Source organism: Lacticaseibacillus porcinae, assembly GCF_003946305.1.
GTDB lineage: Bacteria > Bacillota > Bacilli > Lactobacillales > Lactobacillaceae > Lacticaseibacillus > Lacticaseibacillus porcinae.
Genome location: NZ_RHNS01000020.1, coordinates 23,497 through 46,132 on the forward strand (window position 1 = coordinate 23,497; position 22,636 = coordinate 46,132).

Below are 22,636 nucleotides of genomic sequence, written 5' to 3' on the forward strand. Positions count from 1 at the left end.
CGAAAAGGTCGCCTGAAATCATTCAGACGACCTTTTTGAAGGTGTGATTCACGACTTGCGGCGGTTGCGCCACCAATGGATCGCAAGGGTTGAAACAAAAGCCAATAAAACGAAAATCGAGAAAAAGGTATTGGAGACTTCGATACCAATGGCCGGCAGGGATAACCCGAGTTTGATGGCAATAAAGCCGATCAACACATAGGCCATGTATAGAAGTTCTGGCACTTTGGCTAATAAGACGATCATGCCAGAGGCAACAAACCGCATTGCCAAGATCCCGATCATCCCCCCGATCAATACAATGACCGGGTTATTGTCGATGGCTAACGCCGTTAAAATCGAATCGATCGAAAACACAAAGTCTAAAAAAACGATCGCGACCACGGTGCCCCAAAAGCTACGTGGCTTGGCCGCTTGCACCGTTTCATCTTTGGGATTGTGTTGTTCCCAAAAGAAATGCAGCGACATCCATAGTAAGTAACCTGCGCCTAACGCTTTGATCGCCCAGAACTTGATCAAATAAGCGCCGAGGCCAATGGCAATGAACCGTAAAATGTAAGAGCCCCACAGCCCCCACATTAATGCGGCGTGTTCTTTCTTAGGTTCTTTTAAACTGGCAGTTTGGGCAGCGAGTACCACTGCGTTGTCGACAGATAACAAACATTCCATGACCGCTAATGTAGCGATCGTTGCCAGTCCCGTACCGGTCATAATGGCACTATGCCAGTCGCTAGCTTCAAAAAATGGTGCGTAAAGTTTAATCAGCGTGTTGATGATGGCTCCTCCTCAGTGGTTTCTTACATTATACTAAAAAATTAATTAAAAACACCAAATGATTCGGGATATGATACAGTGAAAGAAGAATGGGGGAGATCAGGTGCAAGTGACCAAAACAAAAGCCAACGCGATGTTGTTGTTGGCGGCGATCATTTGGGGTGCGGGGTATATTTTTAGCAAGCAAGCGACGAACGCTGGGATGCATGCTGGATTGATCAATGCAATTCGTGGGTTCATTTATGCTGGACTGGCTTATGCGTTTTTCCATAAAACCATTAACCAAATGACCAAACGCGATTTAAAAATTGGTTTGATCGCAGGTGGCATCAACTTCTTAGGCTATCAATTGCAAACCATCGGCTTAATGTACACGACGCCGGCGAATAATGCGTTTCTCACAGCGATTTATGTGGTGATGATCCCATTTATCGTGTGGGTGTTCTTCCATCAAAAACCTGAGCGCAAAGCCTATGTCGCGATCGTGATTTGTATGTTGGGGATGGCAGTGCTCACTGGGGTGTTCTCTCGTGGGGTGAGTTTACATCTTGGAGATTTGTTGACGATCATTTCAGCAGGGTTTTATGCCTTACAAATCGTTTACTTTGGGATGTCAGCAACGCAATCAAGTCCTTGGATCATCGCGTTTATGTTAGGACTAACGCAAGGGGTGTTTGGGTTGATTTATAGTTTAGCGTTTGAAACCCACACTTATTCGCAAGTCCATTGGTTGCAAGGCTTGGTGCCAGTGATCATTTTAGGGATCGTGTCGAGCTTTGGGGCCCAAACTTTACAACTGGTCGGTCAGCGTTACACTGATCCGACACCAGCAGGGTTGTTGTTGATGACGGAATCGATGTTCGGGAGCGTCTTTTCTGTGGCATTAGGCTTTGAGCCGATGACTTGGGACTTGGTGATCGGCGGGAGTCTGATCGTGATCGCATTGGTGATCATGCAAGTCGGTTTTCGCCGGTTATGGTTATTTAAAAAGCGTATTTGATCAAGGTTGGGGAAAAAGCAAGGCAACCGCCTGTTGGATTGCTTGCATTTGTATCGTCATTGTTGGTTGCCCATTGCCGATCAGATCCACGATCACCACATGTTGATAAAGGGTCGCGAGTTCCATCGTGACTGTGGTTGGGTTGGGAAATTTGGGATCATGAGTGGTCAGTGCCTGTTGAAATGCAGTCTGCAACGCTTGGATCATTTGGGTTTGACCGTTAAATTCAGGGGTTTGCACAGTATCGAGCAAACGCAAATGCGTTGCGTCTTGTAAAATTCCTTCAGGTAACGGCAAAAATAACGTCTGCAAGTGGTGACTGTTGATTCGCTGTGCACAAACGGCGATCAATGGCGCTTGAGTGAGTTCACAAAGCTTGCGCGCCAAGTCAAATTTATCAACGTAATGATGATAGAAGGTCGCTTTGCCGATTTGCGCTTCATTGATCAAGTCGGCCACTGCGATTTTGGTGAGTGGGCGAGTTGCCAACAACGTCCAAAAGGCTTGATGAATAGCGGCCTGCGTTTTTTGAACCCGTAAGTCTTGCGTCATAGGTGTCCTCCGACAAAACATATTGATTTTGCCGCTATTATAGCGCTGCAAAGTAGTAATCTTGTGAGAAAGCTATTGTTAATCGTATTGTAAATAGTATGATTACCAATCAATATAAATATACTGAAAAAGCCTTGGATCTGATTGAGATCCAAGGCTTTTAAACATCACGCTGAAGCTTCTTCTAATGCTTCGCCTTCAATGGTGATGCAATCGCGGCCAGCACGTTTGGCTTGGTAAAGATAATGATCGGCGCGTTTAAACATGGCGGTGGCATTGCCGTCACTGGGTTTGGCCAAGGCTAATCCAAATGACGCTGATAAGTGAAATTCTCCAAAACTACCGTGAACAGAAGCTTTACGAATACGTTGTTGGCAAGCTTTAACGATTGCTGTGGATTCTTGTTCGGTGGCACCTGGTAAGATGATCGCAAATTCTTCGCCACCAGTCCGATAAAATTGATAACCGGCATTTTCTGCTTGTAAGTAAGCTTGAACGGTTTGAGAAACCGCCATTAACGCTTGATTGCCGATCAAATGCCCATAATGATCGTTGATGTGTTTAAAGTGATCCAAATCAAGTGCGATCAACGCCATCGGGCCATCTTGGCTTTGCAAATAGGCATGGTTGAAGTCTCGTTGAAACATCGTCCAATTCCGCGCACGAGTCAAGCCGTCGTATTGCACTTCGCGAGTGAGTTTGGCGATCACTTGCTGATCGCGACGTTGATAATGATCAAAATCCCATAACGCGAAATAGGCCCAAGCAAACCCAATAAAGTTGACGATGGCTAAACTTGGCGTCAACGCCTTGCGACTGAGTAACACCACGCCCCAGAAAAACCCGCCAATAATGATCGGTGGCAATAAATATAAAAACTCATGTTGTTTGAGCCGCTTGCCATACCAACGTTCACCATAAACAGCCAGACACCCTAATAAATACGCTGGGGTGGTCAACCAATTCATTCCGCCGTCAGTGGCAAACATGGTGACGCCAACTGCTTGGATCACCACGAAATCCGCTAAGTTGGTGACCAATAAATTACTGTACATCATGATGATCAATTGTAAATTGACCATCACCCAAAACAGCCAATCAGTGGTGGCAGAGTTAACGATCCGCAACAACACCAACATGCTGCAAATGTAGATCACTTGCGGTAAGCGCTGTTCAAAGGCAGATAAACTGCGATTTTTGGCTAAGCGAAGCTTGGTGCCAGTTTCGATTTGAGCGTACACACTGATAAACCCTAAAGTGGCGACCACCACTAAAAACAACGTGGCAATGCTGATGCGGATCATGAACTCACCATCCTTTCCTAGTTGAACGTTTAATCATGACCGAATGACGATCAATAGTCAATGCAAATACACGATATGTCAATAAATATGATGAAAAATTTTATGCGGTGCGATTAAATATGATACCACACAGACGCCTCTATTTTGTGCTAAGTCGTGATATTTCGCAAATCTGATCACTTCAATGCCGCTTCTGAAGAATTCCTGCAATAAAAAACCTTTTTGTTTGCGGTGACAAGCAAAAAGGTCTCGATAAAAATTTATGGAATAAATTAATAACTTTAAGCACGAGGCTTGGCATCTAATGAAAATACAGCCACACAACCTAAGCCGGTGTGACTGGCGATCGCAGCCCCGATATGGCCGATGGTGATCGGGGTATCAGGGGACTTGGCGAGGATCCGCTTTTTGACGATTTCAGCGGCGTCTGAAGCGTCAGCGGTGGCGATCAAAACACGATGTTTCGGATCATGGGCAATCGCAGCAAGAGTTTCGTCAGCTAATGCTTGCAATGAGCGTTGACGCGATCGGGCTTTTTTAACCACGCGTAAGTGACCATCGGTATCGACATCCATCACTGGCTTAATGTTGAGTAACGTTCCTAACGTCGCAGAGGTTTTTGAGACGCGGCCGCCGTGATACAAGTAATTGAGATCATCAACGGTAAACCATTGACGATAGCGCAAACGATTGGCTTCCAACCAGTCAGCGAGTTCGTCTAATGACTTACCTGCTTGTTGTTGGTCGATGGCATCTAACACCATCAACCCTTCACCATTAGCGGCAGCCAGCGAATCAACTAAGCGGATCGTTGCCTTGGGGTGATCTTCAAGGAGGATCTGCTTAGCTTGTTCAGCTGAACTGAACGTGCCACTTAACCCGCTAGAAAAGCCTAAGTATAAAATTGGCGTATTGGCTTCGACATAAGGGGTGAAAAAGTCGACAAATTGGCCGACATTCACTTGGGCAGTCGTCGGCATGACGCCTTGTCCGATTTGGGCATAAAGTTGATCCAACTTAAAGGTTTCACCGAGGTCATCGACATGATCGACCCCATCAACATCGACGTGCATCGAGACAAAGTCGACGTTGGCATCTTTCAAGGTTTGATAAGGTAGATCACATGCGGAATCTGTCAATAATTGATACATGAGTGGCTCCTTAAAATTTAAGACATATATGGCCATGATACGCCAATCAATGAAAAAGGCAATGAAAGTTGGGTAGATTCGCGACACTGAATGCGTCGTGAAAATCAAAAAACGTTGGAACTAACCTTGTCAGGATAGTGCCAACGTTCAGAGGTTTATTTCACAGTGGCTTTGGTGACATCCACTTTTTTGGAGACGACTTTTTGTTGATAGAAGACATCAGCAATGGATTGTTGTTCTTTCAAAATGCTGTCAGTGACGCTACCGAAGCTGTAAGTCCGACGGTCGACCATTTTGGTGACGATGGATTTCTTGAGCTTCAACATCTTCATCAACATGGTGGTCAGTTGACTCTTGTGGTTGTTGGCCCAAGTCATATCTTCACCTAAATACTTGGTCAATAATTTCGAAATATCTTTGTTTTTAGAGGCGTAAGTTTCAGTGGAGATCAAGAAGTCGCGGTTTTTCGCTAAGCCAGTGTCATCAACTAACAAGGTCGCATCATTGTTGACTTCTGCCGTGGCGGTGTAAGGATCCCAGCTAGCCCATGCATCAACGGTGCCTTTGGCAAAGGCGACGGCGGCAGTGGCTTGATCCATGGACACCATTTTCACATCAGAAGTGGAAAGACCGGCTTTTTTCAAGGCTTGGATCAACATATATTGACTGGAAGTGCCTTTGGTGTAGGCGATGGTTTTGCCTTTGAGATCAGCGAGGCTGGTGATGCCTGAAGTTTTCTTGACTTCGATCCCTGAACCTTGGACTTTATCAGAGCCAGCGGCGACATAAACGAAGTCTAATCCGTTAGCTTGAGCAGTGACTGGTGGCACATCGCCGACGCGGGCGTAATCGATATCGCCAGACTTCAAGGCGGTGGTCAAAGCGGTGCCGTCTTGGAATTCTTTGAAGACCACTTTGTAGCCTTTGGCCTTCATCTTCTTGGCAAGCTCACCGCGAGCGCGGGAAATGTCGACAGGATCGGCTTTTTGATAACCGATGGTGACGGTGGTGAGCTTTGTTGCAGTGGTTTGATGAGTCGATGACCAACCAAACCAAGCAACAGCGGCGACGATGACAACTAAAAGGATGGTGAGTAGACTTTTCTTTTTCATTAGTTATGGGCTCCTACTGAGAGTAATTGTTCGCGCAATTGGGGACGTAAGATCTTACCAGTGGTGTTGCGCGGAAATTCGTGGACAAATTCCACGCGCGTTGGGGCTTCGAACTTCGCCAAATGGCTGCGGCCAAAAGCGAGAATTTCATCGCGTTGTTCTGCTTCATGCAACCCTGGTGTTGTGGAAACTAACACTGCGGTCACTTCTTCGCCATAAAGATCATCTGGCATGCCGATGACGGCTTGTTGTTCGATGAATGGTAATTCAGATAACACAGATTCGACGTGAGCTGGGGCGACTTTTTCACCGCCGCGAGAAATGATCTCTTTTTTGCGGCCTTTGACAAATAAGTAACCATCTTCATCAAAGTAGCCGAGATCCCCAGTTAAAAACCAACCGTCTTTGAACGATTCTGGTTTTTCGTCATCTAAGTAATGGGTGATCACATGATCGCCTTTGATGGCAATTTCACCTAAAGCACCAGGGGCGTCAGTGAAGTGATCAGCCACTAAGATCTTCACATCTGTGCCAAAAGGAATCCCAGCAGAACCAATTTTAGGGGCGTCATGGGGATTGGTGGTGCACTGACTTGACGCTTCAGTCATGCCGTAGCCTTCAATAATTAAGGTGTGGAAGCGATCTTGAAAAGCGCGTAGCCGTTCTTCTGGTAAGGCAAATGAGCTAGAGCGGACAAACCGCAAGTTGATTTGGCTTTGCAAGCGGCCGTATGCAGCGTTGGCTTTCTCATTGAGTAATAAGAAGCTGACGATGGTCGGCACCACAGATACCCAAGTGACATGGTTATCGGCAACTTGTTGCCAGAAGCGACTAGCAGAAAACTTTGGGGTGACCAAGATCCGCGCATTCGCCACCCGAGAAGACAACGTCGACATCACTTGGGCATTGATATGAAACATTGGCATCATGATCATCGCCGTGTCTGCTTCAGTCATCTGATTCGACTCAGCATCATGGATGGCGGCGTTTAACATAATGCGATGAGATAAGCCGACACGCTTAGGTTTGCCGGTAGTGCCTGAGGTGTTTAAAATCAACCCGAGATCTTCATCTTGAACTTCAGAGTGATCAACGTCTGTTCGGTGTTCTAATTGCTTGGTGTCAGCGATCACTTGGATGGCGGCAGTGTTAACTTGCAACGGTGATTTGGCAAAGCGGTCATCGGTCCAAGCGGTAGCTAAAGCGTCTGTGGTTAAAATCAAGGGATATTGGAATTGCGCCCAGTCGGCTTTAAGTCCGGCAATCGGAGTGGTTGGGGAGATCGGGTGAACGATGATCCCAAGATTCCAAGCTGCTTGGTTGATGACAGGGAAGACGGCAGAGTTTTCTAAACAAACTAACACCACATCCCCGCGACCAAGATTCATCGCGGTGAATAGATTTTGCAGTTGATCAACGTCTTGTTGGAGTTCAGCGCCAGTAAACCAGCGATCTAGTGCGGCATCTTTAATGATGTTGCGCGTTTGATTATTCTTTAGTTGATTGGACAGAAGCGTGGTTAATTTGGTCATACGCTTTGTCTCCTTTCTTTTTGAACAAGTGAATTTGTGGTCGCCCGATCAAAATGCCAAACGGTGCGACTTTATAACAGAACCACGCGATCCCAAAGCTGACGCCTAACACTAATGCGTAGCCGACAGGGATCAAGGCGACATAAGCCCAATCTGGGAAGTGGGTGAATTTTAACAGGTAAGTGAGTAAGGTTAAGCCGATGGTTTGATCCAAATAGATCCCAAATGAGACTTTGGCGCCATTTTTCACAAACAGATCAAACCAAGAGCCGACATGTTTTTTACGCCAGCGGTCGTAGATCTTCCCGACGCCAAAAACGAAAATGATCATCATCGTGTCGTAAAACAACATATAAGGTTGATGTGGGGATACCGCACTACTGTGGCTGAGGCCTAAGACATCGCGGTTCCAGAAGTAATAAGCCACTGTGCCAAGGCCAAGCGCCAAGGTGACAGTGCCGATGGCTTTGGCGTGTTTCTTGATGAAGGCGACCATCGCTTGATAATGTAGCGACGTGAAGGCCCCAAAGATGAAGTAGAACTGATAGGTGAAGACGTTGACGCCATAAGCGCGCAGCCACCAGATCCAGTTGCTGCGATCGACATGTGGCAGTCCATATTTAATCCCAAACATCAACAGCAATTGAATGGCAAAGCTAATGCCTAAGATCCAACCGTGATGGCCAGTGAATTTCTTGAATAACCACACCAGAAATGGAAACAGCAGATATAACTGCAAGGTGACCAAAATGTAGTACATGTAGAATTGATCACCGTGAATGATCGCGCTGTAATAAGTTGAGGCGAAGTTGTTGAGAGAAAACCCAGGGGTGCCGACGATCAACGCAAACACCATCAAAATGAAATTCCATAATAAGTAAGGCCAGCCAGACCCAGCAAAACGTTTCTTAAAGAAGTTCGGCCAGTCGTCTTTTTTATAGTAGTTTAAGGTCAACACCAAGCCAGTCATGAACATAAAACCCATGCGCGTGAAGTGAATGGTTAAATGCGTTGACAGCAACAACATGTGTGCCCAGCCAGTGGCATCAGTCATACTTTGTGCAAAGGCTGTGGTGGTGTGATTCAGCAATACCCCGAAAATGAACATGATGCGCATGGCATCGACTTCATATAAATATTTCCGCTTTTTCTTTACGCCAGTTGCCAACGATCAAACCTCCTGTGGGGTGTTCAAAATGACGTTGAGCACGTCTTCTGAAACGGTCCCGATGGTGGCGGCGTCTTGCCCTTTAGCGCCGTCTGCTTCATAAACGTTGGTGCCGTCTTTCACCACAATCACCCGATCTGCCATTCGCGCGGCTTCTTCCACATCATGGGTGATGAGCAAGGTGGTGAGATGTTGTTGTTGGCAAATTTCAGTGATGGAGTCTTGCATTTTACGGCGGGTCAACGCGTCTAAAGCACCAAGTGGTTCATCCAGCAGTAGTAACTGCGGATCTGCCATTAACGCGCGACCTAAAGCGAGGCGTTGTTTCTGGCCACCTGATAACGAACTTGGGTAAGAATCTGGGAAGTCTTGCAAGCCGACAGTTTCAAGCATCGCTTTAGCACGTGCTTGTTGGGCTTTATCACTAGATTTAAACGACAAGTTTTGAACATTGGTCATCCATGGCAATAAACGGTCATTTTGAAACATCACGCGGGTCACCATGTCAGGATCTGCGTATTTGATTTGTCCGGAAGTTGGTTGTTCCAGTTGGGCGATCAATCGTAAAATAGTGGATTTCCCACCGCCTGACATCCCAACTAAGGCGATGAATTCACCTGGATAAATGGAGAAGTTGACGTCGTGCAAAGCGGTTTTGTCGCCGTAAACTTTGCCGATACGTTCTAAAGTTAATAAAGGTTCAGCCATGTTAACGGCTCCTTTCTGCTTGCCAATCTAAGCAAATGTCTTCGAGTAATTTGGCAATCAAGTCTGAGACTTTACCAAGCAAGGCGTAGATCACGATACATAAGAGCACCGTTTTCATGTTCATGAATTCTTGGGCGTTGGTGGCCATGTAGCCGATACCGCTAGTGGAACTAATGGTTTCAGCCACGATCAATGTCGTCCACATCACCCCTAAGGCGTAACGCACACCGACTAAGATAGTTGGCAATGCCCCTGGGAAAACGATTTTGGTGAGCATTTCACGTTTGGATAAGCCATAAGCGCGACCCATTTCGATCAGTTCTGGGTCAACTGAAGTGATGCCGTGGAAGGTGTTGATGTAAATCGGGAACATGACGCCGACAGTGACTAAGGAGATCTTGGCCGTTTCGCCGATCCCAAACAAAATGATGACCACAGGGATCAACGATAAGTGAGGGATGTTACGCAACATTTGAATGGTGGAATCAAATAACGCGCGGGCGGTTTTAGATAAGCCGTTAAGCATGCCGAAGAAAAAGCCGACGGAACCCCCGATCGCAAACCCAACTAAGGCACGATACAAACTGATGCCCATGTTTTTTTGCAGTTCACCAGATTGCCAAAGACTCACGCCATCTTGGATCACAGACCAAGGCGTCGGCAACAATTTCGTTGAGATCCAACCGAGGCTGCCTGCGATTTGCCAAATGATGATCAAGCCTACTGGGATCAACCAAGGTAACAGTTGTTTGAAACTGTAAGCGCGTGGCTGTTTGGGATTGCGGGTCAGATCCGTCGCGTTATCCATAATGTCATCTCCATAAATTTTTTAATTAGGTTTTGTTAATGTTGCCAATATTAGTCAAATAAACTTAAACCCAACTTAAAAGCCTGATTAATTTCTGAAAATAGTTTCGACTTGATTGGCATCAGTGGCTCAGATCTAGTGATTAAAGCGACGCGATCGCTTGATGGCTGTGAAATCTGTGATCTTGACGTGATATCGCATTTTGTTTAATGACCGATGTTTCAGTGTGAGAGGATTTGATTTGTCAGCGAGTGACACCAAAGAAGCAAAGTTGTGGGTGGCGATGATTTATCAAAACGAAGGTGAATGGGACAATTGCCTGTGACAGTGAAATCAAGTGAAACGCTGGTTTATGGCGGTTCACGTAGATTTCACCGGCAAAAAATGAAACGGAGTGGTTTTCTACGGTTCATTTTTTAGGTGAAAGAGCATCGGCGGGTTTTGCCGATCTCTGCAACCGGCCGCATCGGCAACTTGTCCCATTCACCGCAGTGAAGCCAAATCGTTGGCGACCATAGCGTTTCGTGAGGATAACTCACAGAGAATTCAATTGATACTGACGTTGCTGGTGCGGTAGTTAAAAAAGGACAAGGCCAAATTTGGTCTTGTCCTCGGTAGTCCGTCATCGCATTAATGATGGTAATCGGCGATATAGTTTTCTAACTTCCGACGGGTGCGTTCCCGCGCGCGGCGAACCGATGGTGGCTGTTGCGGCATGGTGCCATTGAGTTCAGCAAAAAAGCTTTGGGTTTCAATTTCAGATAAGGTGTCGAGAAATTCTGATAATTCGATCCCCATTAATAAGGAGTCTTCGTAATTGCGCGTCGGCTCATGGACATAATGATCGGGGATCTTGGACATTAAAGTCGCATTTTGATCGATGGCGCGCTTTAATGACAGATTAACGCGGATCAAACCGTTCAGTTGTGAGCGGGCGACTAGACGAAAGTAAGACCCAAATTTGGAACCGGCGTCGCCATTGAAATTAATGATGGCCCGCAACATCGCCGTTCGTGCTTCTTGCAGCCAATCATCGCGATCAAAGCCGATCAAATGGTAACGTTCAAACATGTGTAACAAAAGTGGCTGATATTGCTGAAATAACCGTTCAAAGGCGTCGGAATCATGGACCGCAGCTTTTGCCAAAGCGCGGATCTCGGCTTCTGTAACTCCCATCACCCCCCAAAGTGTGGGCTGAAACTACCTCATGATGTTATTGTATAAGCACTTAAGAGAAATTCCTAAAAACTCGTCTTCAAATGATCGTTGCCCAACCACAAAAAAAGCCTTGACCTGATGTCGGTCAAGGCTTTGCGGCGTTAACTGCGCCGGTTCAAAAGCTGGGTGGTTAAACGGATCAAGGTTTGTTTGGCTGGGACGTCAGGTAAGGTGTTTAAACCTTTCAATGCCTGATCAGTGTAGTCTTGCGCCATGGCGCGGGCACGTTGAACGCCGCGATATTGGGTGACCAGTTGCATCACCGCTTGAAGGTCGTCAGCCGTCATGGCTTTTTGCTTTTGTAAATAAGGTAAAAATGCGGCGCGGTTTTGACTCATGGCCAAAATCAATGGCGCTGAGTAAACGCCTTGTTTCATATCTTCATGAACTGGTTTGCCAAGCGTTTGACTGTCGGCAGTGTAGTCGAGGATATCATCTAACAATTGAAAGGCAACACCGATGTTTAAGCCGATTTTTTCGACTTTTTTGGCAAAACGCAATGGTTGACCACTTTCATAAGTGCCGATGAAACTCGATAACGCAAACAGCTGCCCAGTTTTGCCAGAAACTTGATTTAAATATTGATCGATGGTCATGTCGTAATTGTAACGGGTGGCCATTTGTTCAAGTTCACCGTTCAACAACCGCTCCATCGAGCCGGCGTCTTGTTGCACTGACTTGAGGTCACTCGCATATTTAGCGATCAATTTAAAGCACACAACGAAAAGATAATCGCCTGCATACACAGCGACATCTTCGCCAAATTGTGCGGAGATCGTCGGCAATCCTCGGCGTACGCTTGATTTGTCGATGATATCATCATGCACCAACGTCGCATTGTGCAACGCTTCGACGGCAGCAGCTAAGGCGATCATTTTGTCGGCATCGCGGTTTTTGGCAAATTGGGAAAATAATAAACAATAGGCTGGCCGCAACAGCTTCCCGCCGGCATTGATCATGTCGACTAAAGCGTCGGCGACTTTGGTGTTTTGCGGTTTGATCTCTTGTTGGATCAATTGCAAAGTGGCAGTAAGTTCAGAGGCGACTTCAGGATAGTCCGCCCACATTGGATGGATCAACATGCTTTTCTCCTTTGATGGCGATCAAAGCGCAATCGACTGAGGGTTTGAATATGTTCGAATAAGAAATTAGCGGCAACCCCAACAGCGATCCCCGCTAAGATCCCCATAAAACTTAAAATCGGTAAATACAACATGACGGTCCATGACTGTGCGATCCAGCTGGCAACCACTAACTGACCGACATTGTGTAAAATCCCACCAGCAGCGCTGATACCGATCATCGAGACGCGTTTTTCACCGAGTTGTTTGATCAATAACATCCCTAACCACGATAACACGGCGCCGGCACCTGAATAGAGAAATGTCGACAAGGTACCACCGAGCAATGTGGTTAATACCAACCGTAACAGCATCAATAAGAAGCTATCAGAAGTCGACATGGTAAACAACGAAATGATCGTGATCAAATTCGCTAACCCGAGTTTGGCACCAGGAGCGAAGGCAAATGGGAAGGGGATCATGCGCTCGAGTAAACCGATGATCACACCTTGGGCACATAGCAACGCAATAAAAATCACTTGGCGGGTCCGGTCTGGTCGATAATTCATTCTGTCACCATCCCTCCCGTATTATTTCCGCTGGTGTGACCAGTAGATTTGATCTCGATCAATAACTTGTGCGGCAAGCAGACAATAGTTTGTCCTGGCTTGGCGATTTTGCCTTTGCGGACACAAACTTGATCTGAACAATTTGCATCTTTGATTTGAATTTGATCGCCAGTGGTGACGATGGTGTTCCAGTCGTGGCCGTCGTTATACTTCCAAGTCGTGGTGCCTTTATGTCCTGTTAACTTAATGCGGTAAACTTCTTCGCCGTTGTGAGTGACGACTGCGGTATAAACCGCCTTTGACGACGATGTTGCGGCTTGTTGATCAGCTTCTTGATGGGCAAAAACGAAATAAGGAATAAACGATGCAATCAACAATAACACCACGATGATGATATCGAAGGGCTTGATCATTTTTAAATAGTGTTTCATTTAAAGCTCCCTTCGAAAAGTGGTTGCGAGTTGTTGCGCTACGCCAAGCAACGCAGACACGCTTAACCTAGGCTATCCGTTCTGCTAAGTGCGGACTGCAACGCTTTGGTAAGAAAAAAGGTCCTGGGGTCAATTTTACCCCAGAACCCAAATCCGGAAAACCGTTATTGCCAACTACTTGGCATCATTGCCATATAACGCTTGTGGTTTACCGTACCACCACTTGCCGAAAGTCTTTTGCAAGTAAGGCACGACCCACTTATCTAAGCCAAAGGCACGACCGGAGCCGTTCATGGTGGCTAATGCCATTGGGATCATCCAAATGTTGACCCAGTAGAACATCCCACTTAAGCAGAAGATCACGGTGAAGGCAACAGACATCCCACCTGCGACCCAAGTGAATAAACCAGCGATCAACGCTAAACCGATCAAGATTTCGATGACCGTCATCGACTTTTGCATGAAGAAGGCGACTTGTTGGTTAGGAATGAAGATCTTGGTGACTGAAGCCATCCAGTCAGGCATCACGTTAAACACAGCCATTGGGTCTTTGCCATATTGATAAGATAAGGAGAAGACTTGCTTTGCTGTGCTTGCCGCAGTGGCTGCCGCGTCAGCACCACCACCAGAAGCAGCACTCGTCGCGTCAGCGCCGGCAGCAGAAGCACCGGAAGTGGCAGCAGGCTGCAACCAAGTGAATGGTAAGCGGAGTTTGTCGATGAACCATGATTCCTTGCCAGAAACTTTATAAGCACAATCGACTAACCACATCGCACCTAAGAAGATCCGCGCTGGCACTGCCCATAAAACGTTACCTTGACGAGAGATATGACCACGCATTAAGTTGCGGTCGTTGCGAGTCCGGAAGAATTCGTGCATGAAGTATTGGAACAAGTAGTAACCAGAATAAATCTGGATGAAATACAACATGTTGACCAAATGCTTCATCAACATTGCAAAGAACCCGGACAAATGCATGAAGCCCATTAAGTTGGCAACACCATAACGAGAACCTAAGCTGACCATAAAGCCTGAATAAGAAGCTTTGTAGTCAACATCAGGGGTTTGACCGTTCATTTGCTTGGTGATGTTATCCAATGCAGTTTGGACACTAGCTTCAGCGCCTTGCACGATTTGTGGTTCACCACGATCAGAGTTGCCGTCAAAGAAGGAGACATCCCCAACGACATAAACTTTGTCATCGTCAACGGATTGCATGTGGGAGTTGACCACGATCCGACCGGCACGGCCTTGCGTCAACTTGAAGTTAGCCGCTTGGCTAGTGGCTTTGACCCCAGCAGTCCAAATCAACGTGGAAGTTGGATAAGTGGAACCATCTTTTAAGTCGACATAGTCATCATGAACGCCGACAACACCAGTGTTTTTCATCACTTTGATGCCGCGTTTGATCATGTACTTCTCAGCTTTGTCAGCGTCGGAGCGATCCAGCATGTTCATGATGGTTGGTGCCATTTCCATTAAGGTAAAGGTCAACTCTTCTGGATCAAGTTTGAATTCTTTAGCTAAGCTTTCACGCCAGTCGCGTAATTCACCGATGGTTTCAGTCCCAGTAAAGCCGGAGCCAACAACCACGATGGATAACAAAGACTTACGCTTTTCAGGATCATGTTCAACAGAGCCACGACGGACCACGTCACGCACATGTTCTTTAAGCTGAATCGCTTGTTCCCATGAACCTAAAGTGAAGCCATGTTCTTTGACGCCAGGGGTGCCAAAGTCGTTAGGTTCAGAGCCGATGCCTAACATCACATAGTCATATGGGTAAGCACCATGTTTCGTTTTAACGAGTTGGTTTTCACGATCGATGGTAGTGACTTCATCAGTCACTAGCTTCACGTTCTTGCGACGGCAGAACAAACGTTGCAAGTCGTATTGGATCGCGTTTTCATCGACACGGTCGGCAGCGATTTCGTGCAGTTCGGTCATATAAGTGAAGTATGAATGTTTGTCGATCAAGGTGATCGTCACATCTGGATCTTTTTTAAACTTCTTGGCTAACCGCTTAGTTGCATAAACCCCTGCAAATCCGGCGCCGATGACGACGATGTTTTTTTGCGTCATGGCAATAACACTCCTTGTGTGAATTCTGGTTAAAATAATTGCTGGTTACGTTCGTCATTATACCTTTAACACAATCGGTTTGTCCATAATTTCACACGCTTTGAAACCGTTTCTCATAAATAACTCTTAATTCTTTCGTGACGCACACTTGTAAGCGGTAATTGGTCTAGTAAGAATCGCATGTGAAAGCGCTAAATTTTTTCGGATTTTGTTGCTTTTTGCACAAACACTGAGTACACTTATTTTGTGTGAAAGGTAACACAAATTTAGGGCATTATTCAAAAAGGGGTACTGACAAATGAAATTAAAGACAGTGACAAGCATTTCCGTGATCGCATTGACCGCCTTAAGCTTAGCTGCTTTTGGGAACCCGTCCAACAACGTTGACGCTGCTGCTAAGCAAACTGCTGGCGCAAAGCTGCAAAACGGCAAGTACAAGTTGCAAGAAACTGGCTACTCCCATGGCTACAAAGTTAAGATGGGCATTACCGTTAAAAAAGGTAAGATCACCAAGACCACATATGACTATGTCGACAAAAACGGCAAGTCCAAGACCAAGGACAAAGCTTACGAAAAGCAAATGAAGAAAGTCGCTAAGACTGGTCCTAAAGAATACATCCCAGCTTTGAACAAAGCCTTCAAGAAGGCTGGCGCTAACACTGGCTCGATCGAAGTTGTTTCTGGTGCCACTGAATCTTCCTGGTCCTTCAAGAACTATGCTGCACAATTAGTTCAAGCTGCCCAAGCTGGCAACCACAAGACCATCAAGATCCAAAACACTAAGAAGATGCAAGATGGCACTTACACCTTGGAAGAAAAGAACTACTCCCATGGCTATCGTGTAACCTTCTCCATCACCGTCAAAGACGGCAAGATCACTGCATCTAACTACGACAACGTCGACAAGAACGGCAAGTCCAAGACTAAAGATGCTGACTACGAAAAGTCGATGAAGAAAGTCAACAAAGTGGGCCCTGTTGAATACACCAAGGAATTGAACGAAGCCTTAGTGAAGAAGCAAACCCCTGCTGAAGTTGATGTTGTTTCTGGTGCAACTTCCAGTTCAACTTCCTTCATCCAATATGCTGAACAATTGATCAACGCTGCGCAAGCTGGCAACACTGACAAGATCACCGTTGACAACATCGTGTACGCTGAATAAGCAAACACTAGGCACACAAAAAATGGGTAGTATCCTTGTGGGTACTACCTGTTTTTGTTCTCAACTGTTATCCTAGAACTATTCTGTGGTTGGAAGGAATTTGATGATGAAAAAGTTTTGGATCGCAGTGGCGACAGTATTGCTTGCCGTCACTTCATTAGCAGGCTGTGGGCAAGCAAACACCACGGTCAAAAAAGCCCCAACGTTGGTCAAAAGCCCTTATGAAGATACCCAATTTCTCATGGGGACTGTGGTAACGATCCGCGTTTATGACAAAGGCAAACAAAGTGCCTTAGACGATGCCTTCGCGCGCATTAAAGTGCTGGCTAAAGAAACCACGGTCAACCAAGAAGGCTCTGAAGTTGATGCGGTCAACGCACAAGCGGGCAAAAAAGCCGTTAAAGTGACCCCAGCAATTTATTCGATGATCAAATATGCCAAAAGTTACTCGGATAAGTCTGAAGGCGCCTTTGATTTAGCCATCGGGCCGATCACCAGTCTTTGGCACATCGGCTTTAACGATGCCCGCAAGCCGAGCCAAGCAGAAATTGATGCCAAACTGCCTTTGGTCAATTACAAAGACGTGGTGCTTAACGACAAAAAACAAACTGTTTATTTGAAAAAGCCTGGCATGGCTATCGACCTTGGCGGGATCGCCAAAGGTTTCATCACTGATCAAGTGGTGAAAGTCTTGAAGCGCGACAAGGTAAGTACTGCCATTGTCGATCTCGGCGGGAATATTTATGTGCTCGGTCATTCACCAAAAGGCACCAACAAACCTTGGACGGTCGGCATTCAAGATCCGAAGAAATCACGGGGGACAGCCATTGGGACCGTGCCTGAAAAGAATATGACCATTGTCACCAGTGGGATCTATGAACGTTACTTAAAAGTTGACGGTCATGTGTACTCCCATTTAATGGATCCAAAGACTGGTTATCCATTTGAAAACAACTTAATGGGTGTGTCGATCATCACCAAAAAGTCGGTGGATGGGGATGCGTTGTCGACTGCGACCTTTGATAAAGGGTTGAAAGATGGCATGGCCTTCATCGAAAAAACTGGCTATGCCGAAGCGATCTTTATCACCAAAGATAAAAAAGTCTATGTTTCAAGTGGCTTGAAGAAGAGCTTTAAGTTATTACCGGATTCTGGGTATACCTTGGCGGAGTTGAAATAATGACGATACCTGCATTTTTAGAAGTGGTTGAAGCTAAAACCAAGCTTGCCAGCATTTTGCCATGTTTGATCGGGCTAGGCTTTAGCCTCGCGTATTTTCATCAACTCAACGGGCTTAACAGCCTGTTGTTTTTTGTGGCGTTGCTGTGCATCGATATGGCGACGACAGCAATTAATAATTTAATGGATTATCAACATGCGGTCAGCGATGACTATCGCGAACACACCAATGTCCTCGGACGACGGCAAGTGGCGCCTAAAACAGTGTTGAACTTGATCGTCACCTTGTTATTTGCAGCGTTAGTGATCGGTTTAGTGTTGGTGTGGCGGACGCAATGGGTGCTGTTTTTCATTGGCGGCTTTTGTGTGTTGATCGGGATCTTTTACACTAGCGGGCCGCTTCCGCTGAATCGCTTACCACTCGGAGAAGTGTTCTCAGGGGTGACGATGGGCTTTGGGATCCCGTTTTTAATGGTGTTTGTCAATGTGTTGCCTCAAAGCTTTGTGGCAGTGACTTGGCAATGGCCGAACTTATTTGTGTCAGGCAGCTGGGTGGCGTTGGTGACGTTGATCTTAGTGTGCGTGATGCCCATGGGGACCATCGCCAATGTGATGTTAGCCAATAACTTGTGTGACTTAAAAGAAGATGAAGCTAACCACCGCACGACGTTGCCAATGTATTTGACCCATGGCCAAGCGATGTGGTTATACGCGAGCTTAGCTTACGGCGGCTTTGTCGCGATATTGATCGCGGTGGCATTAGGGCTCTTGCATTGGCCCGCGTTGTTAGTGTTTGTGGCGTTACCATTGGTATGGCGCAACACCCAACAGTTCTTAGCGTTGCAAGATAAAGCCAAAACCTTTAAAACCGCGTTATTATCGCTACTGGCAGAAAATATTGCCTTGATTTTGGCATTGTTGATCGATTGGGGGTTGAGTCGATGACTGAAAAGCATTTAACTTGGCCACTATTTTTAGAATTGATCAGACTGCCAGCTAAAGCGGCGAGCTTGTTGCCCTTTTTATTTGGGGTCAGCTATGCTTGGGTGCATTACCACCAATTAAACTGGGGCAACACCTTGATCTACTTCGTTGGTCAAATGAGCATTGCCTTGTTTGTCACCGGCTTTAACAATGTCCAAGATTTCTATAAAGCCAAAGATGATCATTATCGTGCCACCCAAAATATTATCGGTCGTGAACATTTGAACCCTAAGCGAATCCTCGCGTTGATGCTTGGTTTCTTGACCATTGCTTGTTTATGCGGGTTGTGGTTGGTGTTTCGGACGAATTTAAGTTTGTTGGTGATCGGTGGGGCCGCAATTTTTGTGGCGATTTTCTATACTTTTGGGCCGGTGCCGCTGTCGCGTATTCCTAGTGGGGAATTTCTTGCAGGGATGTGCGAAGGCTTTGGGACGATTTTTATTGCGGTGTTTGTCAACATCGTGCCGCAACCGATGACGTTAAGCCTCACTTGGAGTCAATTCCGCTTTGGGTTATATATGGCGCAATGCTTGCAATTGTTGTTGGTGGCCTTGCCGATCGTGATTTTAGATGGCACCGTGATGTTTGCCGATAATATTTGTGATCTTGAACAAGATCAACGCAATCAACGCTATACGCTGCCTTATTATCTCGGCAAGCCGCGCGCCATGAAGATCTATCCTTGGCTGCCGCGTGTCGCTTTTGCGATGATCGTGTTAGCGGTGTTGCTACGGGCGTTGCCTTGGTTGTCGCTGCTCACCTTGTTGTTGTGGCCGTTAGTCGCGAAAAACACTGCCGGCTTTATGGCAGTGCAAGATAAACGCAAAACCTTCAACCTCGCGATCAAAACCTTGTTAACGACGGCAGCGGCAGAAGTGGTGTTACTCTTAGTTGCAGGACTTTTGAATTTCTGATACATTGTAAGTAGTCTGGAGGAAATTCCTTATGTCTGTAAAAAAAGTCGCAATGGCCTGCTCTGTGTGTGGTCGGCGCAATTACTTCGTACCAGAAAATCGTAAACGTACTGAACGTTTGACCTTAAACAAATATTGCAAGTACTGCAAAAAAGTCACTGAGCACCGCGAAACCAAGTAAGCCCGCGGCGTTGGGAGAGAAATTCATGAAATTTATTAAAAGTGTATTCCAAGAAATGAAAGCTGTCACTTGGCCCAACGCCAAGGAAACTCGGCGTGATACATCCACTGTTGTGATGACCTCAGTTTTGTTTGCGATTTACTTCGCTTTAGCTGACTTTGTCATTTTGACCTTGTTGAAGCTGTTTGTATTCTAAGTTGAGATTTGCTATACTAGAACTAACGAAAAAACCGTGCCGGTAATGGACGGTTTTTTATTTTGTCGCCATCAAATTTAAAGGAGCGCATCATGGTAGAATCTGTCGAAAAACAATGGTATGTCTTGCATACTTACTCTGGTTACGAAAATAAAGTTAAAACGAACTTGGAATCCCGCGCAGGGTCCATGGGCATGGATGACTTCATTTTCCGTGTGATCGTGCCAGAAGAAGAAGAAACCCAAACCAAAAACGGTAAGGCGAAGCAGGTCATGGAAAAGACTTTCCCAGGCTATGTCTTAGTTGAAATGGTTATGACAGATGAATCTTGGTTCGTGGTCCGGAACACCCCAGGCGTTACAGGGTTCGTCGGCTCTCACGGTGCCGGCTCCAAGCCTGCGCCATTGGAACCAGAAGAAATCACCAGTATCTTACATTCCTTAGGGATGAGCGCTCGCAAAACTGCAAACGTTGACTTCGATCTCGGCGAAACGGTCACCATCATTGATGGCGCCTTTGCTGGTATGGAAGGTAAAGTCACTGCCAACGATAAAGAAAAGCAAAAGCTGCGTGTCACCATCAATATGTTTGATCGTGAAACTGCCGCAGAACTCGATTACGACCAAGTCGACAAAAACTAATGGTTGCTGGACCGCTACTGAATTTTCAGTGGCGGTTTTTTGACGATTTTTAGGAAAAACATTCATAGCTCTTGGTCTTGTCACGGGTAATTAGACGTGATATGATGATGTCGAATTCAAGGAGGAAGGGGCGACTTAGCGCAGGTCGTCAGTAGTACTTCGCAACGAGGGGCAGTTCCTCGCAAACTGAGTGAGACTGATCCGCAGCGGCATTACGCCGTTGGATCTCTAGCTTCAAAAGTGCCGGCACCTAAGGGCCCAGTCGGGTTCAGTTAGATCACACCGGATCGATTTCCCCATGGTGACATGGGAAGCTTGTGACGCCTGTGGACGAAAGGCAATGCAGAGCTGAGTAAGCCTTAAAGTGGTTTTGGGCCAATCCCCCAAAGTTACGCAGAGTTGTTGCTTGGGAACGCTTTTGGTCACTGCTTTGACGTAATTGAATGGCATTAAAGCCAAAAGGCCACGAAACTGAATTCAGTTTCGTGGCCTTCGTGTGCTTATTTACTTTCTGCTTGTAGCCGTTGATCGTAAGTGCGCGTTGCTGGCAACAACCACGTGATGGCACCACAGATCAAAGTGCCGATGCCTGCAATCACAAACAACGTCGACACGCCAAGTTGATCAGCCAAAGGCCCAGCAAAAATCAAACCGACGGGACCGGTGAGACTCATTAAACTGTTCAACACCCCAAGCACACGGCCTAAGCGTTCAGGTGGATAGCTTTGTTGGATCATCGCCATTAACAACGTGTTGAAAAATGGGGTCCCTAAGCCAGCAATCGCATTAAGTCCAACAAACCACCAAAACGCTTGTGGCGTTCCAGGCAGTAAGCCACTGGCGCCGATGGTGATCCCGATGATCGCATAAGCAAATAAAATCGGCTTCATGCGATCGCGCCATTTTCCAAATAACCCGATGATCGCACCGCCGGCAAGCATACCAGCTGAATACACCACTTCGATCAAACCGGCTTGTCCGACTGAGCCATGAAAATGTTGCATCGTCATTAACGGATACATACTAGCCGCTGGCATGAAGACTAACGTGAACCCCATGCCTAAAATCGTGATCGCCCATAACCCGCGGCGCTGGCGTAACATGGTGAACCCAGCTTTCGTGTCAGCCCAAACATGTTGTCCAGCATCAACTGCCGGGTGATAAGGAATATTGACTGGGAGTAACATCAATGTCCCAAGCAAAGCCCCGAGCACATCGAGTAAAATCAACCAGCGAATATCGACAACACTAAATAAGAACGCCCCTAGCGCTGGTGCGATCAACATATTCGCTGACTGCACCATGCCGAGTTGCCCGTTGACACGAGTGAGTTCATCTTCTGGGACTAACGTTGGGATCAACGCTTGGATCGTCGGCATTTGAAATGTTTGGGCGATTGCGCGCATCGCTAAGCTGACAAACACCAACCATAATGGAAATTGATCGCGCCCAGCGATAAATAAAGCCAAGGCAAAGGCCGCGACGATCCAATCCGAGATGATCAATAGCCATTTTTTGTGGCTACGATCGATAAACCCGCCGACAAAAGGACTTAAGATCACCATCGGGACCATGCCCACTAAAGTCGCATAACTTAAAATCGTGGCTGAGCCAGTATGTTTGGTGAGGTACCAAATGATTGCATATTGCACGATCATCGTGGTGATCCCAGACAAGAACTGACCGCCTAAAAACAAATTGACGTTTTTGCGCCAATGATGCATCGGTGACATGGCGTTTCCTCCATAGATAAAGTGACAGATGTTGGGTAGCTACATTTTAACAAAATAATTTACGTCACGACTAGTCAGGTTTTGCTTGCAAAGGGTATTTTTTCATGCTAATCTATTCTGGTATGTTTTGTGCATACACGTGGGAGGCCAAAATTGACTTGGCCATCATGACCACA

General features: G+C 46.4%; 23 protein-coding genes. 8 read left to right on the forward strand and 15 right to left on the reverse strand.

Going from position 1 to position 22,636, the window contains the following annotated elements; all coding sequences use genetic code 11:
* Nucleotides 1–48 precede the first annotated feature (48 nt).
* The gene (locus EKM92_RS11910; RefSeq protein ID WP_125711087.1) at nt 49–711 is read right to left on the reverse strand and encodes a TerC family protein; all 663 of its coding nucleotides are present in this window, start codon (nt 709–711) and stop codon (nt 49–51) included.
* A 196-nt stretch (nt 712–907) separates the two neighbouring features.
* Here EKM92_RS11910 and EKM92_RS11915 point away from each other — a divergent pair, with 196 nt between their 5' ends.
* On the forward strand, nt 908–1,774 hold the full coding sequence (locus tag EKM92_RS11915) for a DMT family transporter (RefSeq protein WP_125711139.1): 867 nt from the start codon (nt 908–910) through the stop codon (nt 1,772–1,774).
* On the opposite strand, the gene EKM92_RS11920 is transcribed toward EKM92_RS11915, so the two are convergent.
* From EKM92_RS11920 to EKM92_RS11980, 13 genes are all read right to left on the reverse strand, one after another.
* Nucleotides 1,775–2,326 (reverse strand): TetR/AcrR family transcriptional regulator, encoded by a 552-nt coding sequence (locus EKM92_RS11920; protein WP_125711089.1) that lies wholly within the window; start codon nt 2,324–2,326, stop codon nt 1,775–1,777.
* Between the two features lie 167 nt (nt 2,327–2,493).
* Nucleotides 2,494–3,630: a GGDEF domain-containing protein gene (locus EKM92_RS11925; protein ID WP_125711091.1), complete on the reverse strand. Its 1,137-nt coding sequence runs from the start codon at nt 3,628–3,630 to the stop codon at nt 2,494–2,496.
* A gap of 281 nt (nt 3,631–3,911) precedes the next feature.
* Nucleotides 3,912–4,781: a DegV family protein gene (locus tag EKM92_RS11930; protein WP_125711093.1), complete on the reverse strand. Its 870-nt coding sequence runs from the start codon at nt 4,779–4,781 to the stop codon at nt 3,912–3,914.
* A 155-nt stretch (nt 4,782–4,936) separates the two neighbouring features.
* The gene (locus EKM92_RS11935) at nt 4,937–5,893 is read right to left on the reverse strand and encodes an aliphatic sulfonate ABC transporter substrate-binding protein (protein ID WP_125711095.1); all 957 of its coding nucleotides are present in this window, start codon (nt 5,891–5,893) and stop codon (nt 4,937–4,939) included.
* The gene (locus EKM92_RS11940; protein WP_125711097.1) at nt 5,893–7,425 is read right to left on the reverse strand and encodes an AMP-binding protein; all 1,533 of its coding nucleotides are present in this window, start codon (nt 7,423–7,425) and stop codon (nt 5,893–5,895) included. The genes EKM92_RS11935 and EKM92_RS11940 overlap by 1 nt, the downstream gene beginning before the upstream one ends.
* Nucleotides 7,382–8,593: an acyltransferase gene (locus tag EKM92_RS11945; RefSeq protein ID WP_225420806.1), complete on the reverse strand. Its 1,212-nt coding sequence runs from the start codon at nt 8,591–8,593 to the stop codon at nt 7,382–7,384. The genes EKM92_RS11940 and EKM92_RS11945 overlap by 44 nt, the downstream gene beginning before the upstream one ends.
* Nucleotides 8,594–8,596: 3 nt before the next feature.
* Nucleotides 8,597–9,301 carry an ABC transporter ATP-binding protein gene (locus tag EKM92_RS11950; RefSeq protein ID WP_125711099.1) on the reverse strand — a complete coding sequence of 235 codons (705 nt, stop codon included), beginning with the start codon at nt 9,299–9,301 and terminating at the stop codon, nt 8,597–8,599.
* 1 nt (nt 9,302) lies between these two features.
* The gene (locus EKM92_RS11955) at nt 9,303–10,109 is read right to left on the reverse strand and encodes an ABC transporter permease subunit (protein WP_125711101.1); all 807 of its coding nucleotides are present in this window, start codon (nt 10,107–10,109) and stop codon (nt 9,303–9,305) included.
* Between the two features lie 630 nt (nt 10,110–10,739).
* Nucleotides 10,740–11,285 (reverse strand): sigma-70 family RNA polymerase sigma factor, encoded by a 546-nt coding sequence (locus tag EKM92_RS11960; protein ID WP_125711103.1) that lies wholly within the window; start codon nt 11,283–11,285, stop codon nt 10,740–10,742.
* Between the two features lie 143 nt (nt 11,286–11,428).
* Nucleotides 11,429–12,409, reverse strand: coding sequence for a polyprenyl synthetase family protein (locus EKM92_RS11965; protein WP_125711104.1), 981 nt, complete (start codon nt 12,407–12,409; stop codon nt 11,429–11,431).
* Nucleotides 12,403–12,957: a Gx transporter family protein gene (locus EKM92_RS11970; protein WP_125711106.1), complete on the reverse strand. Its 555-nt coding sequence runs from the start codon at nt 12,955–12,957 to the stop codon at nt 12,403–12,405. The genes EKM92_RS11965 and EKM92_RS11970 overlap by 7 nt, the downstream gene beginning before the upstream one ends.
* Nucleotides 12,954–13,388: a NusG domain II-containing protein gene (locus EKM92_RS11975; RefSeq protein WP_125711108.1), complete on the reverse strand. Its 435-nt coding sequence runs from the start codon at nt 13,386–13,388 to the stop codon at nt 12,954–12,956. Before EKM92_RS11975 ends, EKM92_RS11970 begins: the two co-directional genes overlap by 4 nt.
* A gap of 174 nt (nt 13,389–13,562) precedes the next feature.
* Nucleotides 13,563–15,470, reverse strand: a complete 1,908-nt coding sequence (locus EKM92_RS11980; protein ID WP_125711110.1) for an NAD(P)/FAD-dependent oxidoreductase — start codon at nt 15,468–15,470, stop codon at nt 13,563–13,565.
* A gap of 298 nt (nt 15,471–15,768) precedes the next feature.
* Between EKM92_RS11980 and pplA the strand changes: the two genes are divergently transcribed.
* From pplA to nusG, 7 genes are all read left to right on the forward strand, one after another.
* The gene (pplA, locus tag EKM92_RS11985; protein ID WP_125711112.1) at nt 15,769–16,632 is read left to right on the forward strand and encodes an extracellular electron transfer flavoprotein PplA; all 864 of its coding nucleotides are present in this window, start codon (nt 15,769–15,771) and stop codon (nt 16,630–16,632) included.
* A 106-nt stretch (nt 16,633–16,738) separates the two neighbouring features.
* Nucleotides 16,739–17,812, forward strand: coding sequence for an FAD:protein FMN transferase (locus EKM92_RS11990; protein ID WP_125711143.1), 1,074 nt, complete (start codon nt 16,739–16,741; stop codon nt 17,810–17,812).
* Nucleotides 17,812–18,756: a 1,4-dihydroxy-2-naphthoate polyprenyltransferase gene (locus EKM92_RS11995; protein ID WP_125711114.1), complete on the forward strand. Its 945-nt coding sequence runs from the start codon at nt 17,812–17,814 to the stop codon at nt 18,754–18,756. The genes EKM92_RS11990 and EKM92_RS11995 overlap by 1 nt, the downstream gene beginning before the upstream one ends.
* Nucleotides 18,753–19,709, forward strand: a complete 957-nt coding sequence (locus EKM92_RS12000; protein WP_125711117.1) for a UbiA family prenyltransferase — start codon at nt 18,753–18,755, stop codon at nt 19,707–19,709. Before EKM92_RS11995 ends, EKM92_RS12000 begins: the two co-directional genes overlap by 4 nt.
* Before the next feature lie 31 nt (nt 19,710–19,740).
* Nucleotides 19,741–19,890, forward strand: coding sequence for a 50S ribosomal protein L33 (rpmG, locus tag EKM92_RS12005; RefSeq protein ID WP_054718202.1), 150 nt, complete (start codon nt 19,741–19,743; stop codon nt 19,888–19,890).
* A 25-nt stretch (nt 19,891–19,915) separates the two neighbouring features.
* A complete protein-coding gene (gene secE / locus EKM92_RS12010; protein WP_125711119.1) occupies nt 19,916–20,086 on the forward strand; it encodes a preprotein translocase subunit SecE in 171 nt (56 codons plus the stop codon).
* A gap of 92 nt (nt 20,087–20,178) precedes the next feature.
* A complete protein-coding gene (gene nusG / locus EKM92_RS12015) occupies nt 20,179–20,727 on the forward strand; it encodes a transcription termination/antitermination protein NusG (protein WP_125711121.1) in 549 nt (182 codons plus the stop codon).
* 500 nt (nt 20,728–21,227) lie between these two features.
* Here nusG and EKM92_RS12020 read toward each other — a convergent pair whose 3' ends face one another.
* Nucleotides 21,228–22,460, reverse strand: a complete 1,233-nt coding sequence (locus EKM92_RS12020) for an MFS transporter (protein ID WP_125711123.1) — start codon at nt 22,458–22,460, stop codon at nt 21,228–21,230.
* Nucleotides 22,461–22,636: the final 176 nt, after the last annotated feature.

Coding starts and splice junctions, on each gene's coding strand:
- EKM92_RS11960 (WP_125711103.1), bottom strand. CDS start 11,285: ATGGGAGTTACAGAAGCCGAGATCCGCGCTTTGGCAAAAGCTGCGGTC.
- EKM92_RS11910 (WP_125711087.1), bottom strand. CDS start 711: ATGACCGGTACGGGACTGGCAACGATCGCTACATTAGCGGTCATGGAA.
- EKM92_RS11930 (WP_125711093.1), bottom strand. CDS start 4,781: ATGTATCAATTATTGACAGATTCCGCATGTGATCTACCTTATCAAACC.
- EKM92_RS11970 (WP_125711106.1), bottom strand. CDS start 12,957: ATGAATTATCGACCAGACCGGACCCGCCAAGTGATTTTTATTGCGTTG.
- EKM92_RS11940 (WP_125711097.1), bottom strand. CDS start 7,425: ATGACCAAATTAACCACGCTTCTGTCCAATCAACTAAAGAATAATCAA.
- EKM92_RS12020 (WP_125711123.1), bottom strand. CDS start 22,460: ATGTCACCGATGCATCATTGGCGCAAAAACGTCAATTTGTTTTTAGGC.
- EKM92_RS11935 (WP_125711095.1), bottom strand. CDS start 5,893: ATGAAAAAGAAAAGTCTACTCACCATCCTTTTAGTTGTCATCGTCGCC.
- EKM92_RS11920 (WP_125711089.1), bottom strand. CDS start 2,326: ATGACGCAAGACTTACGGGTTCAAAAAACGCAGGCCGCTATTCATCAA.
- secE (WP_125711119.1), top strand. CDS start 19,916: ATGAAATTTATTAAAAGTGTATTCCAAGAAATGAAAGCTGTCACTTGG.
- EKM92_RS11990 (WP_125711143.1), top strand. CDS start 16,739: ATGAAAAAGTTTTGGATCGCAGTGGCGACAGTATTGCTTGCCGTCACT.
- EKM92_RS11950 (WP_125711099.1), bottom strand. CDS start 9,301: ATGGCTGAACCTTTATTAACTTTAGAACGTATCGGCAAAGTTTACGGC.
- EKM92_RS11980 (WP_125711110.1), bottom strand. CDS start 15,470: ATGACGCAAAAAAACATCGTCGTCATCGGCGCCGGATTTGCAGGGGTT.
- nusG (WP_125711121.1), top strand. CDS start 20,179: ATGGTAGAATCTGTCGAAAAACAATGGTATGTCTTGCATACTTACTCT.
- EKM92_RS11925 (WP_125711091.1), bottom strand. CDS start 3,630: ATGATCCGCATCAGCATTGCCACGTTGTTTTTAGTGGTGGTCGCCACT.
- EKM92_RS11995 (WP_125711114.1), top strand. CDS start 17,812: ATGACGATACCTGCATTTTTAGAAGTGGTTGAAGCTAAAACCAAGCTT.
- EKM92_RS11955 (WP_125711101.1), bottom strand. CDS start 10,109: ATGGATAACGCGACGGATCTGACCCGCAATCCCAAACAGCCACGCGCT.
- rpmG (WP_054718202.1), top strand. CDS start 19,741: ATGTCTGTAAAAAAAGTCGCAATGGCCTGCTCTGTGTGTGGTCGGCGC.
- EKM92_RS11965 (WP_125711104.1), bottom strand. CDS start 12,409: ATGTTGATCCATCCAATGTGGGCGGACTATCCTGAAGTCGCCTCTGAA.
- EKM92_RS11975 (WP_125711108.1), bottom strand. CDS start 13,388: ATGAAACACTATTTAAAAATGATCAAGCCCTTCGATATCATCATCGTG.
- EKM92_RS12000 (WP_125711117.1), top strand. CDS start 18,753: ATGACTGAAAAGCATTTAACTTGGCCACTATTTTTAGAATTGATCAGA.
- pplA (WP_125711112.1), top strand. CDS start 15,769: ATGAAATTAAAGACAGTGACAAGCATTTCCGTGATCGCATTGACCGCC.
- EKM92_RS11915 (WP_125711139.1), top strand. CDS start 908: ATGTTGTTGTTGGCGGCGATCATTTGGGGTGCGGGGTATATTTTTAGC.